The sequence below is a fragment of the Candidatus Cloacimonadaceae bacterium genome (genome assembly GCA_030693415.1).
GTDB lineage: Bacteria > Cloacimonadota > Cloacimonadia > Cloacimonadales > Cloacimonadaceae > JAUYAR01.
This window is the reverse complement of the sequence record JAUYAR010000004.1, coordinates 1-17791: the sequence shown is the minus strand read 5'-3', so window position 1 is coordinate 17791 and position 17791 is coordinate 1. Positions and strand designations below refer to the sequence as shown.

Annotated in this window: 12 protein-coding genes; all 12 read left to right on the top strand. The window is 47.4% G+C overall.

All coding sequences use genetic code 11. The annotated features are described in order from the left end of the window. Nucleotides 1–558: 558 nt before the first annotated feature. The 12 genes from Q8M98_00165 to Q8M98_00110 all read left to right on the top strand — a co-directional run bounded on the left by Q8M98_00165 (nt 559) and on the right by Q8M98_00110 (nt 17221). Nucleotides 559–1530 (top strand): hypothetical protein, encoded by a 972-nt coding sequence (locus Q8M98_00165; GenBank protein ID MDP3113165.1) that lies wholly within the window; start codon nt 559–561, stop codon nt 1528–1530. A gap of 196 nt (nt 1531–1726) precedes the next feature. Beyond that, nucleotides 1727–6337: a tetratricopeptide repeat protein gene (locus Q8M98_00160; GenBank protein MDP3113164.1), complete on the top strand. Its 4611-nt coding sequence runs from the start codon at nt 1727–1729 to the stop codon at nt 6335–6337. 1 nt (nt 6338) lies between these two features. After that, entirely contained in the window at nt 6339–7010 is a 672-nt protein-coding gene (locus Q8M98_00155; GenBank protein ID MDP3113163.1) for a hypothetical protein, read from the top strand. Then, the gene (locus Q8M98_00150) at nt 7010–9187 is read left to right on the top strand and encodes an adenylate/guanylate cyclase domain-containing protein (protein ID MDP3113162.1); all 2178 of its coding nucleotides are present in this window, start codon (nt 7010–7012) and stop codon (nt 9185–9187) included. The genes Q8M98_00155 and Q8M98_00150 overlap by 1 nt, the downstream gene beginning before the upstream one ends. A gap of 107 nt (nt 9188–9294) precedes the next feature. Next, nucleotides 9295–9894 carry a V-type ATP synthase subunit E family protein gene (locus Q8M98_00145; protein ID MDP3113161.1) on the top strand — a complete coding sequence of 200 codons (600 nt, stop codon included), beginning with the start codon at nt 9295–9297 and terminating at the stop codon, nt 9892–9894. Between the two features lie 5 nt (nt 9895–9899). After that, the gene (locus Q8M98_00140) at nt 9900–10784 is read left to right on the top strand and encodes a DUF2764 family protein (GenBank protein MDP3113160.1); all 885 of its coding nucleotides are present in this window, start codon (nt 9900–9902) and stop codon (nt 10782–10784) included. 21 nt (nt 10785–10805) lie between these two features. Beyond that, nucleotides 10806–12560: a V-type ATP synthase subunit A gene (locus Q8M98_00135; protein ID MDP3113159.1), complete on the top strand. Its 1755-nt coding sequence runs from the start codon at nt 10806–10808 to the stop codon at nt 12558–12560. Continuing rightward, nucleotides 12560–13882: a V-type ATP synthase subunit B gene (locus tag Q8M98_00130; GenBank protein ID MDP3113158.1), complete on the top strand. Its 1323-nt coding sequence runs from the start codon at nt 12560–12562 to the stop codon at nt 13880–13882. The genes Q8M98_00135 and Q8M98_00130 overlap by 1 nt, the downstream gene beginning before the upstream one ends. Further along, the gene (locus Q8M98_00125) at nt 13879–14478 is read left to right on the top strand and encodes a V-type ATP synthase subunit D (protein MDP3113157.1); all 600 of its coding nucleotides are present in this window, start codon (nt 13879–13881) and stop codon (nt 14476–14478) included. The genes Q8M98_00130 and Q8M98_00125 overlap by 4 nt, the downstream gene beginning before the upstream one ends. Continuing rightward, nucleotides 14475–16265, top strand: a complete 1791-nt coding sequence (locus Q8M98_00120; protein ID MDP3113156.1) for a V-type ATPase 116kDa subunit family protein — start codon at nt 14475–14477, stop codon at nt 16263–16265. Before Q8M98_00125 ends, Q8M98_00120 begins: the two co-directional genes overlap by 4 nt. A 15-nt stretch (nt 16266–16280) precedes the next feature. Next, on the top strand, nt 16281–16787 hold the full coding sequence (locus tag Q8M98_00115) for a V-type ATP synthase subunit K (protein MDP3113155.1): 507 nt from the start codon (nt 16281–16283) through the stop codon (nt 16785–16787). Nucleotides 16788–16918: 131 nt separating this feature from the next. Further along, the gene (locus tag Q8M98_00110; protein MDP3113154.1) at nt 16919–17221 is read left to right on the top strand and encodes a hypothetical protein; all 303 of its coding nucleotides are present in this window, start codon (nt 16919–16921) and stop codon (nt 17219–17221) included. The last annotated feature ends 570 nt before the right edge of the window (nt 17222–17791 follow it).

Here is a 17791-nt window from a genome sequence, read left to right as displayed (position 1 = left end):
GGGACCCTTCTCGGTGTTGCGAGACTCAATCAACTGGTAATAGGTGTGACTATTACCGGTACGCGAGCTGTGAATGATCTTCTTTCTTATAAACATGAATCCCAGAAAATCCAGGCGCTGAAGCTGTCAATATATATTTTTTCCGCAAAGCCCTGATTTTGGACACTAATTGGCTATTTTCCGAAACTCAAATACTATTTTTCAATGAGTTACGAATCCAAAATGACTAAAAACACATTTTTCATGCGAAACTTGGGTTAAAATAATTATTCTTGCCTTCAATACGACATGCGTTACATTGTCATTATGAAGCTGAAGGAGGTATTCATGGACTGAAAATCATATTTCGGACAATTCCGGTGTCTTGGGTTCGTTTTCGAACAATTGAGCCGCTGTTCAACGAATCGATCAACAGCAAACTGATGTCTGGGAAGTAGAACATGGGTCAAGGCAACCTGAGGTCGGAGAGACTGATAATAAATATAGCACGTATTTAAAGCATTTCACTAAAATGCTTTGAAACTAATAAAAACCCGAATATCAAGGAGGTATTCTACCATGAAACAACTGTTTATTGACAGTATGAGGAGTTTCGTCATTGTCGAAGCTCGCACCGAAATGGCGCTTTGCGTCTATCCGCTTGTCTCGTCAGACGACTGCAAGCATGATTATCTATCCCTGCATCAGGCAATCGGGCAGGGTATGATCACGATCTCGGAAGTGAGCCAAGGCGGCTCGGTACCGGAATTACATGTGATCAACAGAGGTAAAAAGCACGTCCTGATTCTGGATGGCGAAGAACTAAAAGGCGCCAAGCAGAATCGAGTGCTAAACTCAAGCGTGCTGATCCCACCGGAAACCGATATCATCGTTCCCGTAAGCTGCACCGAGCAAGGCAGATGGAGCTATGCGAGCCCGAATTTTCAGGAGTCCGGCGAAGCTATGCCAACATCGATCCGCGCAAACAAAATGGAATCCGTGTCGGCAAGTCTCAAATTAAGCGGTTTGCATCGCGCCAACCAGAGAGAAGTGTGGCAGGACATCAGCGAAATGCAAGACCGGCTTAAAGTAGCCTCCTCAACTGGCGCCCTGCACGATGTTTATCGCAATCGGGACAATGAATTGCAGAATATCTGCGACGCTTTTCCGATCATCGAAAACCAATGCGGTATCTATGTGATGATCAATGGCGTATTCGCAGGCATGGATATGGTTTCAAAGCCTTTCGTGTGGAGTGATCTACATCAAAAGATTGTGCGCAGCTATGTCATCGACACCTTGGACTTTCCCGTCAATAAATTCACTCCAAAACCCCTGGACATGAGTGAATTGACCGAAATGATTGAAAACTGCGAATTCCGTGATTTCAGTTCTGTGGGATCCGGGCATGACCTGAGATTTGAAAATCCGGCGCTTATTGGCTCCGCACTCATCTTTCAGGATTGCGTCGTGCACGCGGCAATCTATCCCAGAACAGCGTATGACAACCATGGCAGCTATCACAGCCCGAGAAACAGATCGTTTAGGTAAGCCTGTCAGCCGATAGTCGGTTTTCGGAAATAAAAATCGACACCTACTGGGCAGGGACCGGTCTTTCTGAAGCCTGTCCCTGCCACAGAGTTTGTGAGTTTTCTCGCTTGCGTATTTCCACAACTCTAAAACATTTAGCTTGACATCAATCCAAACTTGATTATCATTGATGTGTAGTAAACAAGATGGAGAGAATATGAAACGCTTAGGCTTGTTATTGTGGCTCATGAGCTTTGTCGCCCTCTTTGCGGTCATGCAACCACAAAATATGATCACCGCGGAAACGGTGAAAGGCAACGAATTTATCCCAATGCAAATGCATGTTTATGGCGACAATCTTTATTTTGGGGATGACGCTTCTGGATTTATCAAACAATGGAGCATCTCCAAAAACAGAATACTCAAATCCGAGCTGATCTATTTCTCTCCAAATGCCATCATCAACGATATCTTTCGCGATGAAAAACAGATCTACCTGCTTGATTCAAAAAACAGCGCAATCAAGATCTACAACCTCGACGGTAGCCCAGTGCGGGAGATAGTCACCAAAGGTGTGGAAGAATGCGCTTTCAAAAAGGCGGAACGCCTGACGGTCAATTATCTGGGCTATATTTACGTGCTCGACATCGGCAGAAGAGAGATACTCGCTTTTACCAACGAAGGTATGTTCTTTGGCAGTTTGCACCTTCCAGGAGCCATATCCATGAGTCTGGGTGAGGATCAGCTACTCAGGGTGCTCAGAGTCGTTCAGGACAAGTATATACTATCCACAATCAGCATGGAATTGAAGATTCGGGAAGATCGCCATCTCAGTGATCTGAAACCATCAAAGGATCGAATTGCAGATATTTACATCACTGAAAATGGCGAGATCTATTTTATCAACGGCAAACGTACTCAGATCGGTAAACTAAATGCCGCCAATCGTTTAATCTCACTTTCCTACTATGGATCGCGGAGCAAACAAGTAACCAAAAACAGCTTTGGCGATCCCCGCAGGATCAAGGTAAGCACTGTTGGGGACAAGAACTACATCTGCGTGCTGGACGAGGAACATGCAGCCATCAAGATATTTCTGGAAACCGATATGCCCAAAGGCGGGAAACTCATCCGCCCGGAATATCGCACCCGTCCTGAATTAGCGAAATCGAAACTGCCTGTTTTCATCGATTACCTGGTGGCGGATTCGCTGAGCTATTTCATGCAGGATGGAGTGATGCAAAACCGCAAGACGAGCCGTCAACTCACCTGCATGAATGTCGCTAACAGAAAACTCTTTGTGATCTATGCCGCTACGTTCAAGGACAAGGGCGTCAAATCCTTCGATGCTCTTGCTTTCAGAGGGGGCAATATCTATGTTCTGGATCAAAAAGGGCATCGGGTGCATATCTTTGACCGCTATAGCGGAAATTACGTTGACAGTTTCGGCGAGAAAGGCAAGCATGACGGAGCGTTGAGCAATCCAGGAGGGATCACTTCAGAAATAGATGGCGGGATTTTTATTTCGGATACCGATAACAGCCGGATATCCATCTGGAGTGAGTTTGGCGCCTATCGGGACAAGATAGATCTGCGCCAATACAACATGAAACCACGTCAAATCATGATTGGCAACGGGTTCCTCTACCTCCTGGTGAACAAGGGTGATCTCTATAAGATTCGTCTGACGGACAGATCCCAAGCCTTGATCCCAATCGCAAAATTGGGCAGCATATCCAGTTTCGACCTATTTGAAGACGGCAGAATCGGCATAGTTGACGGTGAGAGTCAGCAATTGATAATGCTTGCCGTCGATTATGAGAACTCCTTCTTTATTCAAGATGTTAAATACTATAAATACGCGGAAGAGAGCAAATTCTTCGCCGCCAAGCCTGGAGGAGGATTTCCATTCTTTGAGCGGATAACTAAGATCCGCTACAATGCTTTGACGCGGACGCTCTTTATCAGCGATGCCAGACAAAAAAACGCACGAACGCTGAAATTTCACTCCTCGCCGTTGTTGCCGCAATGGGTACGTGTAGTGCTCAATCCCAGCGGTTTGGCTGACATCTTATGGGATCGGGGATCTGGAATTAAAAAATGGGCTGTCTGGGGGTTTTCGGATGATGGTGATTCTCTCACGATGATCGTGAGCGAGCCAAGATACACGGTTGTCAAATCTCAGCGCAAATTGATGCACTACCGCGTCGCTTCTTACTCCGATGACAATAAGCTGGGTTCATACTCCGCTCAAGTGACGGATTACTTTTCCTTTGCAAAATACTTGAGCGAAACGACAAACTATTCGGAAGCGGTGAGGGCGCTTGAGATGGCTTCGGATGTCATGCCCGATACTCGCATCAATGAAGAGATCTACAAAGTTTTCATAGATCAGGCAGCCGCCTTCGAGCGAAATCAGGAATATGAAGCCGCTTTGCACAGCTTGAAATCCGCGATGGAGATAGGCGGGCAAAATGATCTCTTGATCGACAGGATCACCCGGAACTATAAACTGATGATGGCATTTGATCAAGGGATCAGATTTCTGGAAGGCTTGGATGCTCCCGGCAGTGATACCGTCCTCAAACATAAAATATCCATGTATAACATATCCCAAAACTTCGATGCCGTTGTGGAAACCGCGCAGCAGTATCTGCAGGTTTATGGAGATAACGTCGAAGTGCTCAGTTTCATGACCCATGCTTATGAATCGACGGGAAATTACCTTGCCGCATACAACGCTATTCGCAGAATCTTACCGATAAAAACCGTGTTCTACGATCATCTGAAGTTAGCGGAACTGCTCTATCTGCTTGGCAGCAACGACGAAGCGATCACATCGCTACAAAGACTGCTCACAATGTACCCTGCGGATACTCATGCCGAAGTTTACAACCTTCTGGGTTTGTGCTATATGGCAAAAAAAGAATATGGCACAGCAGCGGATAACTATGAAAACGCGGTTCAGAATCAAAGCGAAAACGCGACATATCACTTCAACCTTGCGAATGCCTATAAGCTGGGCAAGAAACCGCCGGAAGCTCAACAAAGCTATCGTCGCGCATTTGATCTGAATCCCAATAGTTTTGAGATCGGTTTTGCCTTTGCTCAATCCTTGGAAAAAAGCTATCTCTATACCGAAGCACTAATTGTAATGGACAAAATCAGCAAATTCGCCACCTCGGATGTTGCCCATGCCAGTTATCACCAAGTTTATGGCAACCTGCTGATGCACAATCGCCGTTTCGACGAAGCCTATCGCGAGATCGACCTGGCGTACAAACAAAACCCAGACGATGCTGCTCTGAAAAAGATATTCAATGAGATCGCCATCGCCCGTGATGAACACAACCGTCGGCGCCCCCCGATGGAGATATCCTTTGTCCAGTTTGAGGATATCTATCCCTCTTTGCTGGAGTATTACAAGAAGCATCCTATTGGACAGATCAATATCTTCAATACCCGCAACCTTCCCATTACAGACGCAAAGCTCACTATCATTATCCCGGACATCACCGATGGATGGATCACGATCCCAAACCTCTCGGTATTGGCAAATTCCACGTTATCGGTGGATGTGCCTGCGGCTTTTACCCAAAATCTCTTTTCTTTGACAAAGGATGGTGAGAATGATCTGCAAGCTCAAGTGCGGCTCGAATATAGCTTTGGGGGCGAAAAACTTATCGAAGAACGCAACCGCCAAATCCGCATCCTCCGCATTCAGGCGATGAATTGGAACAATCGTAAACAACTGGGGGCGTTTATCAACCCTCTGGATTCCAATCTGCGGGCCTTCGTCGCCAGCATCGTCATCCCCGCTTTTACGGACGCACCCGATCTCAAGGTTTCCCGCATCCTGCAACGTCTTGCCCAAATCTATGATTTCTATCATGCCAATGACGTCAAATACCTCCCTGATCCCAGCTCTGCCAATGTATCCGGTGTTTCGAACGACTATGTTCAGTATCCATTCCAGACTCTGGAGATCAAAAAAGGGGATTGCGACGACTTGCTGGTGCTGTTGGCGGCTTCAATTGCTACCACCGGAAGCGAAACAGGATTTTTGGATATCCCAGGTCATGTGATGCTGGTGGTGGATAGCGATCTGAATTCCGTTTCTATCCGGGAGGCGGGACTCAGCATGGAGCATTTCATCTTTCGCAACGGCAAATACTGGATTCCTGTGGAAACCACCATGCTGGGCAAGGGAACTTTCAACCAAAGCTGGCTTTATGCAGTGAACCGCTATCAGGAGATCGTAAACAAAGGTTTGCTGCCCGATCTGTTTGAATTCTCCAGGACGCATAATATATATCCTCCGGCAAATGTCAGCGGATTGATCAACGGCTTCAATTTCGGCAAATCTCAAAAAGCTCGAGAATTCTATCAGGTTGATCTCTCACGTATTACTTTGTTGAATCAGATCAGCATTGAGGAGGAATTCATCGAAACGTTGACACGCTATCCGCAAAACACCGATGTCAAGCTGCAATATGCCTTGTGGTGTGTGGATAATAACAAACTTGCCAATGCCGAAAAACTTCTCAAGGAGATACTCGTTGCCAAACCTACTCAATTTTCTGCTCTGGTAAATCTGGGTAATATCTACTTCCAGGAGGGAAAGTTTGAACAGGCTCGCCCTTACTATCTGGAAGCTCTAAAAGCGAACCAAGAAACGGACAACGTCCTTCGAAACCTCTGCATCCTTGAATACAAAAGTGGAGCTATGGAAAAAGCCAGAGGATATTACAAGAAGATACTGAACAAGGGCGTCCTGTCCAAAATCAATCCCAAAATGTATTCCGACCTCTTGGGAGTGGGAGACTAATATGAAAAAAACACTGCTCATCATCATCGCTGGCATGGTAATCGCGATTCTTTGCGCCTCTGGGGTAGGCAAGATTCGTTTTCTGCTGGGAGACGTGCAATATCGCGACAATCAAAACACCACCTGGAAAAAAGCCGTGATCGGACAAAACCTCGAAATGACGGGAATGATCAAAACAGGGATCGATTCCAGCGTGGAGATTCTCTGGACAAACAACCAGAGCACTATTCTCGACGCGAAAGTGAGCGCGGTCACGATCAAAAAACTTGTGCAAGATAACCAGTCAAAGCAAAAGTGGACAAGTCAAGTGCGGGAAAAAGCCTCCAACATGAATCTGCAAAGCAAACATGGCAATACCCAAGCCGCAGGTATTCGCAGAGAAGAAGCTGACCTGGAGATTCAGACCGAGCTGTTTTGGGATATTGCTCCCCGGCAGGACATTCAGGAGGCAATAGATCTATTTGATCTGCAAAAATATGCTTTGGCGATCCCGCTCTTTGAACTTGTCGTTGCACAAGGTCCCTTAAAGAAAAAAGCGGAGGTCGCCAGAACCTATTTGATCCTCATCTACGAAGACCAAAAGGACGTCCCCAATCGCCAAAAGCAGATCGAAGCTCTGAGGATGGATTTCCCCAATAGCGATATACTACTATCCCTGCCAGCCCAATTCTGATGCGCATTGTCATGCGTTCGCTGCTCATAGTTCTGGTTTGCGCAGCCGCATCTTGGCTGCTACACGTTTTGCCGTTCAGCGATAACTTGCTGCGGGTGCTCAATCTGCGCATATTTGACACCATACTCACCATCGATTATACTCTCAAATACAAGCTGAGTCAACCGGTCTATGACAACATCGTTATCATCGACGTGGATGATAAAAGCATCGACCGCCTTGGGCAATTCAGCAAATGGCCGACTCATTATTTTGCCGATGCCGTGAATATGATCAATCTGGACAGCCCCAAGGTGATCGGTTTGGACATCTTTTTTACTGATTCCGACACTTTCTCAGACCACAGCAAAGAGCGGATATTGAGGCACACACAAGATCCCGCATTGCGCGCCAAGGCGGATGAATACTTTGCTACGCTTAGCGGAGAAGAGGAATTTGCCCAATCTATCTATGCAGCCGGAAACGTGTTCCTCGGCATGTTTGACAACCCCAACCGCAAGGACAGCTCTCCCCTACCGGCTAACCTGACCACTTGGAAAGTCTCCCCAAAATACTATCTGGAATTGAAGAACCCGCACCCTCCCCGATCTGTCTATTCGAGCGCAGCCTATGGCACTGGATTCACTCAGGTGCGCTCGGATGAAAGCGACACCATCCATGATTTTCCACTTTTCCTTAAGTACAAGGATGATTTTTACGTCAATTTCAGCACTCAAATCTGCCTCGATCTGTTGGGCGTGGACAGCATCTTGGTGGCAAGGGATTGCGTGCTATTTTCAGGTGGGAACCCGGTTCGCAGGTTGCCTCTTGATCCCAGGGGAAAACTGTTTCTCAAATATTATGGTGCTGAACCTGCATTTCGTTATATCTCCTTTTCAGATTTGATCTTGGGGAGGGTTGAACCGGGGTATTTTGAGAACCGTATCGTTTTAATTGGTTCTTCCGCAACTGGCTTAGGAGATATCAAGCCCACTCCCTTCATTGCGAATTTGCCCGGCGTAGAACTGCATGCAAACCTGATCCGCAACATATTGGAGGAGGATTTCGTCCATTGGGTAAACCCTTTCCTTCAGTATATCCTTCTTATCCTATTGATAGCGGTGCTGGTGATGATGATCTACTACGGCAAACCTGTGCTGGCATCCATTTACTTCCTTGTCGTATCCGTAGCGGCATTGGTGCTGTTTGCCATGATCTATATGAATTCATCTTTTACCATGGACTATTCACATGTCCTCATACCTTGGTTTTTGAGCAGCTTTGCCCTAATGTATGACTTTTTCAGCCGCCAGTTGAAAGAAAAGAAAAAGGTACATGATGCCTTCGGGCACTATGTCTCAGCCGATGTGATCAAAGAGATCATGAAGGATAAGAAAGCGCTCAGGATCGGTGGCGAGAAAAAGCAGATCGCCGCTCTCTACATAGACATCCGTAAGTTCAGTACCTATTGCGAGATGTGCCTACCGGACGACATCACATCATTTTTGCACAAATATTTCAATCGCGTCACCAGAATTATCACTGATAACCGTGGCTTGTTGGATAAATACATTGGCGATGCTGTTCTGGCGCTCTATAATGTTCCTTATCCATATCCCGACCATGTTTTTCTGGCGTGCAAATCCGCACTCGAGATCAGGGATGCAGCATTGGAGATTCGCCAAAGCTATGCCGCACACCCAGTTCTGCACGATTTCAAGATCGGCATTGGCATCAGTTCTGGTGAAGTGATAGTTGGCAACATAGGTTCGGACAGTATCTTCAACTATACCGGCATCGGAAATACGATGAACCTCAGTTCACGACTGGAAGGCTTGAACAAATACTACGGCACTGCCGTCATCATCGACGAAAGCGTGCATGAGATTATCAAAGACCGCTTTTTCTGCCGTCATCTCGACTTTGTAAACGTCAAAGGCAAGCAGATTTCCACAAACATCTATGAGCTACTCGGCTACCCCGGAGATGAATCACAGATACATCTTAAGGACTTTGTACGTCATTATGAAAACGGGTTGGGGCACTTGCTACATAGAGATTTTGCAGCCGCATTGGATGAATATCACCAAGCTATTGTCCTGAACCCTGAAGATCCCGCCACGCAGCTTATGATCGAAAGGTTGGAAATAGTAAATTGGGAAACATGGGATGGAGTGTGGAGGCACGAACACAAATAGCTTACTGTTTTTCAACAGTTTTATAGCAAGTTCAAAGAAATGCTATTGACATAAATGCTCTGGTTTTTTTCGTTGGAAAAAAGTGATTATTTGCTGGAGACAAACCTATGAACGACCAGTTGCAAGACCTTTTACAGCGCGTATATGATGAGGGCGTCGCCAAAGCGAAAGCTGAGGCGGAGAAGATTATTGACGAGGCAAAAAACACAGCCGAAAACACCCTCAAAAAAGCCCAAACCGATGCCGAAACCATCCTCGCCGATGCCAAAAAACAAGCCGATGAGTTGAAGAAAAACACTGATTCGGACTTGAAGATGGCGGCGGGACACACACTCAGTTCCGTCAAGCAAAAGATCACCGATCTCATTCTCGCGCTAACATTTGAGGATCAATTGCGTAGCGACTTTTCCGATCCAGAATTCCTAAAAAAGCTAATCATGGAAGCTATGACCGCCTGGAAACAAGATTCCGCCAGCATCATCATCTCTGCTTCGATGCGGGACAAGCTTGATTCTTACTATATAGAAACGCTTAAAAAGATGTTCACCGGCGGTTTGAAGGTGGATTTCTCCCCGGTAATGAAAAGCGGTTTCAGCATCTCACCCAAGGACGGTGGATACAAACTGAGTTTCACAGATGAGGATTTCGCCAACCTGTTCAAGACCTATCTGAGACCCCGCACCGGCAAAATACTCTTCGAAAGTTAATTTCCATGTTGCAGCACCAGTATTATTATTTCGTCGCCGGTTTGCCTGGTTTGAGCATTGATGATAGCAAAGGTTCCATCACGCCCGCGCAGTTTCTTGAAGACGCCAAAAAGCAGCTCTCCGAAGGCGATTATGCTCTGTTGAACCTTCTGCGGCTGCCCGTGGAACTGGACAATATGCTGCGTACCATCTATCAGACAGATAAAGCCTACAATGAAAATGCCGGTTATCCTGTGAGTTTTTGGCAGGAATATCTCGAATTCCAGAAACAAAGAGCCGGCAATCACAATCTGCTGCTGTATGGAGAGTTTCACAACCTTCCGGATTTTGTGCATGAGATCACACTTGAAATCTTTACCGGTGAGGAACTACCGCCTTTGTTGGTCGCGGAACACCAGTTGCTCACGGCTTTCTATGCCAACGCCACCAAACACAAAAACACATTTATCAGAAAGTGGTTTGAATTCAATGCTGAGCTGCAAAACATCATCATCGCCATCAACGGACGCAAGTTTGACGTCCCTTTCGCACATTATCTGATCGGCGATGGCGACGTAGTGAACAAACTCTCCAAGAGCCATGCCGCCGATTTTGGCTTTAGCAAGGAGTATGCCCTCTTTGAGACCGTGCTGAGGATCTATGAGCAGAACAATCTCCTCTTCCGCGAACGGGGTTTCGACATCTTGCGCTTCAAATGGATCGACAACCAGAACTTCTTTGAATACTTCAATATCGACCGCGTTCTGGGTTATTACACAAAACTGCTCATCCTGCACCGCTGGCTCTCCATGGACGCGGACACCGGCAAAGATGTGTTCTTCGACATACTGAACGAACTCGAAAACAGCTTTTCCTTCCCCCCTGAATATGACATTAAACAAAAGAAATAAGCATCTACAGAAGGTATAAATATGACCAAAGGTATCGTAATAGGAATCATCGCCAACCTGGTACAGGTGGAAGTGGATGGACCCGTTTCCCAAAACGAGATCTGCTACATCAACCTGGGCGGGGTCAAACTGATGGCGGAAGTCATTAAAATACTCGGTTCGATCGCCTACACTCAGGTGTTTGAAAGCACGCGCGGTCTGCGCCCCGGCGATGAAGTGGAATTCAGCAAACGTATGCTGGAAGTGAAGCTCGGTCCCGGCATGCTTTCCAAAAACTATGACGGACTGCAAAACGACCTCAATAAAATGGAAGGCGTTTACCTCACCCGCGGCGAATACACCGATCCCCTCGATGAGCACAGCACCTGGAAGTTCAGCCCTCTGGCAAAGGTCGGCGACAAAGTGATCGCCGGCGATTGGTTGGGTCAGGTTCCAGAAAGCTGGATTGCCCACAAGATCATGCTGCCCTTCACTATGGAGGGCGAATATCTGCTCAAATCAATCATGAGCGAAGGCGAATATAAGATCGTGGACACGATCGCCGTGGTGACCGGCACTGACGGCAATGACCACAATATCACTATGATCCAAAGGTGGCCCGTGAAAATCCCAATCAAGGCATACAAAGAAAAGCCGCGTCCCTTCAAACTTCTGGAAACCGGAGTGCGCACCATCGATACTCTCAATCCGATGGTCGAAGGCGGCACAGGCTTTATTCCCGGACCCTTCGGTGCCGGCAAAACAGTGCTCCAACACTCCATCTCCAAGAACGCGGACGCGGATATGATCATCATCGCCGCCTGCGGAGAACGCGCCAACGAAGTGGTGGAAATCTTCGTCGAGTTTCCTGAGCTTGACGATCCCCGCACCGGCAGAAAGCTCATGGAACGCACCATCATCATCTGCAACACTTCAAACATGCCTGTCGCCGCTCGCGAGGCTTCTGTCTATACTGCTATGACCATTGCGGAATACTATCGCTCGATGGGGCTCAAAGTTCTGCTGCTTGCGGATTCGACTTCCCGTTGGGCTCAGGCTCTGCGTGAAATGAGCAACCGCATGGAAGAGCTTCCCGGTCCGGATGCCTTTCCCATGGACCTGCCGGCGATCGTTTCAAACTTCTATGCCCGCGCCGGATTCGTATATCTTAACAACGGAAATACCGGTTCGATCACTTTTATCGGAACCGTATCCCCTGCTGGAGGAAACCTCAAGGAACCAGTCACAGAATCCACCAAAAAAGCCGCCCGGTGTTTCTACGCCTTGTCTCAGGCTCGAGCGGACAGCAAACGCTACCCCGCAGTCGATCCCATTGATTCCTATTCCAAATATCTTGAATATGACGAAGTGCAGGAATACTTGAACAAACACGTAGCAGCCGGCTGGGTGGATATGGTGAACCATAGCAAGGATATCCTGCTGCGTGGCAAGGAAGCCTATGACCAAATCAACATCCTCGGCGACGATGGAGTTCCCCTGGCATATCATGACCGCTTTTGGAAATCCGAGCTATTTGACCGCGTAATTCTGCAACAGGATGGATTTGACAAGGTCGATCAATCCACACCCATGAACCGTCAGGAATATATGATGAAGCTGATCCTCGGCGTCTGCGACACAGATTTCTATTATGAAAGCTACGAAGACGTGATGCCCTACTTCATAAAAATGATCAACATCTGCAAACAGATGAACTTTGTGAAGTTTAAAACTGCTGATTTCGATAGATACGAACAAGTTCTTCATCAAACTGTTGAGGAAAGGAGAGCTAAATAATGGCAACCCAAGCTTTTCAAAAGATATATACCAAGCTCAACCAAATCACCAAAGCCACCTGCTCCGTGAACGCGCAGCGGGTCGGCAACGAAGAATTAGCCACTGTTTCCGGCAGATTGGCACAAGTGGTGAAGATCATCGGCGACAACGTCACCCTCCAGATCTTTGCCGGAACCGAAGGTATCGGCACGGACGCTGAAGTCGTCTTTTTTGGCAGACCGCCTGTGCTCAAGGTGGGCGAACAGCTTGCCGGAAGATTCTTCAATGCCTATGGAGAACCGATCGACGGTGGACCCGCAGTGGAAGGCGTGGAAGTGGAGATCGGGGGACCCTCCGTCAATCCCGTTCGACGCAAACAACCCTCCGAACTTATTGCCACCGGCATTGCCGGCATCGATCTCAACAATACTCTCGTCACCGGACAAAAGATACCCTTCTTTGCCGATCCCGACCAACCATACAACCAGGTGATGGCGATGGTGGCTTTGCGTGCCCAGGCGGATAAGATCATTCTCGGCGGAATGGGACTCTCCAACGACGACTATCTGTATTACAAGAACGCTTTCGAAAACGCCGGAGTGATGGATCGCATCATCTCCTTTGTAAATACCACCGAAGACCCCACAGTGGAACGTCTTTTGGTACCAAACATGGCACTCGCCGCGGCTGAATATTTCGCTCTCGAAAAACATGAGAAAGTCCTGGTGCTGCTAACCGATATGACACTTTATTGCGACGCGCTCAGCATCGTTTCCAACCGCATGGATCAGATCCCTTCCAAGGACAGCATGCCCGGTTCGCTTTATAGCGATTTGGCGAAACTTTATGAGAAAGCGGTGCAATTCCCGGACGGCGGATCGATCACCATCATCGCAGTAACCACTTTATCCGGCGGAGACATCACCCACGCGATTCCGGACAATACAGGCTACATCACCGAAGGACAGCTTTATTTGCGCCGGGACACGGACGTCTCCAAGGTGATTGTGGATCCCTTCCGTTCGCTTTCACGTTTAAAACAACTCGTGATTGGTAAAAAGACCCGCGAGGATCATCCCCAGGTGATGAACACTGCTGTGCGCCTCTACGCAGACGCCGCCAATGCCAAGACCAAGCTGGAAAACGGCTTTGATCTTTCGGATTATGACGAGCGGGTGCTCAAGTTTTCCTTCGATTATTCCAAGGAAATCCTCGCCATCGACGTCAATATAGACATCGACAAGATGTTAGATACGACTTGGGGTCTTTTCCAGACGTATTTCACAAGAGCCGAGATCGGCATTAAAGACGAGATCATGAACCTTCACTGGGAAAAGGCATGAACCTCAAATTCCAATACAACAAGATCTCTCAACTGCAACTGATAAAGCAGCTAAATGTCAGGGTGAAGGCGCTGCCGACCCTGAAAAACAAGGAATCCGCTCTGCGATTGGAGGTCAAACGCGCCAGGGATAAAACCCACGAGCTTGATATCAATATCCGAGAGCGCTCTGCCGAACTGGATCAATTCATGAAGCTCTGGGTGGAATTTGACCCCTCTCTGGTTTCGATCCGATCAGTGGAGATCAAATCCCGCAAGATCGCCGGTGTGCTCACTCCCGTATTGGGCGCCATCGATTTTGAAATACGGGACTATAACCTTTTCAAAGCGCCATCCTGGTTTCTGGAAGGCATCAATTTGCTTAAAGGAATCTCTGAAATGCAGATCGAGCGTGAATTCTTCTTGCGTAAGATGCACATCCTGGAATATGTGCGCAAGAAAACCACCCAAAAGGTAAACCTCTATGAAAAGGTGCAGATCCCCGCTTTTGAAGATGGCATCCGCAAGATCAAACGGTTTTTGGAGGACGAGGAAAACCTTTCCAAAGCCGCACAGAAAATCCTCAAAAATCGCATGAGCAGAGAGGCGACTCCATGATCGAACAGATGCGCAAATATAGCTTCGTACTCTATCACCTGGATTATGAGAGCTTTCTGACCAAGCTGCAAAGGCTTGGAGTGCTGCACATCATCAAAAACACTGACGCCAAAAGTGACAACTTGACCAAAAACCTCCGGCTCGTGGCAGATTATTCAGAAACCGTCAAGCTCCTCAAGAAACTCAATTCTGAAGCTGAAAAGATAGCCGTTCCCCTGCCTACCAAAGCGCTTTTGAACAAAATACACAATGCCCGCGAGGAACGCGAAAAGATCCTTCGCCACGAAGAACTGATCAAAAAGCAGATCAAAGACCTCAACCCCTGGGGACATTTTGATTACGCGCTGTTGGAGCGTATCACCGAAAATGGCATCAGGATCGATTTCCATTCCTGCCTCAAAAATCACTTCAAAACCGAGTGGCAACAACAATACCCCGTCCAGATCATCAATGAAAAGAGCGGAATCCTCTATTTCATAGTGCTTTATACGGATGAAAGCCCAAAGCTCGAAGCCGATACCTTCAGCTTTCACCACCACACCCTTCAGGAATTTGAGACCGATCTAACCAACACCGAGCAAAAGATCAAAGACATCGATCAATTCCTGTCGGACATCTCCCCCGCCGCGATCGATCTCTTCGAAACGGAGATCCGCCATCTGATCGAGGAATATGACTTTGAGGATGCCGCTCATCAGGCAATCCCGGAAGCCGAAAACCATGTTCGCGTATTAAACGGATGGATTCCGGTCACTATGGAAAAGGAACTAATAGATTTTCTGAAGCGCGAGGGCGTCATCCATTTCGCGGAAAAGGGAAAGACGGGCGATAACCCACCGATCAAGCTACGCAACAATTACTTTTCCCGTCTTTTCGAACCGATCAGCAAAATGTATATGCTGCCCTATTACAACGAATTTGATCTCACACCGTTCTTCGCGCCTTTCTTCATGCTATTCTTCGGTTTTTGCAACGCGGATATGGCGTATGGCGTGATCCTCATACTGTTAGGGCTTTTCCTGCGCCACCGGGCAAAGAATCAGATGATGCGCGACTATATGATGCTGATCGTGATCTTTGGTGCAGCTTCGATTTTGATGGGTGCCATCGTCGGCAGCGTGCTTGGCTATGATCTCAAAAAAATGGCGCTGATCGGAGACCGGATAATCATCCGCAACAACGACCAGATCTTCAATTTTGCCCTACTTTTGGGCGTTGTCCAGATTCTCTTTGGGGTGATGATCAACAGCATCAAGCTGATGCGCCAGTCTGGCTTCAGACACGGCATCTCCGGCATTGGCATCTTCATCTTCCTCGGCTCGTTATCCGTGATGGGAGCGAAGCTTTTGGGAGCGGATACCAGCTCTCTGGATGCCTACACAAAATATCCGATGTATGCCGGACTCTTTCTGATCCTCTTTTTCAACGCGCCGGGCAAGAATCCCATCATCAACGTTTTGGGTGGCATCTGGCTGCTTTATAACGTCGTGACGGGTTTCTTTGGCGATATCCTCTCCTATATCCGTCTCTTCGCTTTGGGCGTCTCCAGTGCGATTTTGGGCTTCGTGGTCAATTCCATCGGTGCGCAGATGCTTGGCATACCCATCGCCGGACCCGTTATATTCCTTATTTTCATGCTCTTTGGGCACGGACTCAATCTCGCTTTGGGAGCGCTCAGCGGTTTCGTTCATCCCATGCGTCTCACTTTTGTAGAGTTTTTCAAGAATGCCGGCTTTAATGGACCGGGTCTGCAATATAAACCATTTGGCAAAAAACTAAGTAATTAATAGAAGGGAGGTTACATGCCTTACGTCCTACTTCAATCAGTCAATATGAACATCGCCGGCGGAAATACAGCGTTTCTGCTGGCATGGATCGGTATCTTTCTCATGGTCGCCCTCGCGGGTATCGGATCTGCCGTCGGAACGGTCATGGGAGGCAGCGCAAGCATCGGAGCGATGAAAAAACGCGACGATATTTTTGCCAACTGCATGATTCTGTCCGCTCTGCCCGGAACACAGGGTTTGTATGGATTCGGTGCTTTCTTCATTTTGAAGGAACACATCACTTCATCCATCAACATCCTGCAAGCCAGCGCCATATTTGGCGCGGGGTTGATCATGGGTATCGTCGGTTTGATTTCCGCATATCAGCAAGCCAGAGTCGTCGCCAACGGCGTCGAAAGCTTGGGCGCCGGAAACGACGTATTTACCAAGACCTTGATATTGGCGGTGTACCCGGAACTATATGCCATCATCGCCTTTGCCACCTGTTTCCTGATCAGCGGTGCCATTCCCGCATTGGTCTGAAGCACAGGCATTTGAGAAATGAGAACAAGGGCGGCGGAGCGGATTTTGACTTCGCCGTCATCTTTTTCGTTTGTCCGCCATTTATTTTTAGCTAAGTTATCTTTATAAATATATGCATACGGGAGCTGACGGTGGATAACAGACAATATGACACTTATCAAGCCGGAAACTCTCCCCGGGTTCACAGGCATCACGGGGGCTGGATCTTGTTATTGGGTATTCTGGGCTTTTTTTCTCTCGGAATAGTAGGCATATTTGCCTGGGTATGGGGAAACAGCGACCTGCAAAAAATGAATGCCGGTTTGATGGACGAAGCCGGAACCGATTTTACAGAATATGGCAGAATCCTCGGTATCATCTCCCTATTTATGTGGATAATCGGTATCGCCATCTACTTTATTGTTCACACTGTGAGCCCCGGAATCGCAGGTTAATCGAACTATTTACGATTACAGATAGAGTCCTTAGAAATCTTCAGCTTACCCCCCAACGTTGGAAGTGTCAGGACGTGCAATCCGTATAATATCCCTCTGTTGCTCAACATATTATCCCTCAATTAGCCAACAATTTATCCAACAAATATCCAGCAATTATACAGCTTATTAATCCAGTTTTCATACCCAGATTTGTGTGGATTGAGTGGGTTTTCGTTGGGTTTTCGTTTCCGCGGGTGAGGCGGCAAGCCGCTCTGTCGCTTGACAGCGTTAATCAAGCCTTAATCAAGCGTTAATCAAGTGTAATAAAACTAACGCTTGATTAAGGCTTGATTAACGCTGTGGATGTAGCGCAGCATGCCGATGCTGCGGTGATTATTGAACCTCACGTGAACCTCACGTGTGTTAATTAATATTGATATATATAAGTTACGACTCCATAGAAAAAAGTCCATGCTTGACACGAATAGTATCTAAATAAATGATGAGAAATTACTTGACAGAATCAGCATCAGTAATACATTGGCATCATATTAGATAAGCATATATGGAGTTACTGATGTTTAGAGA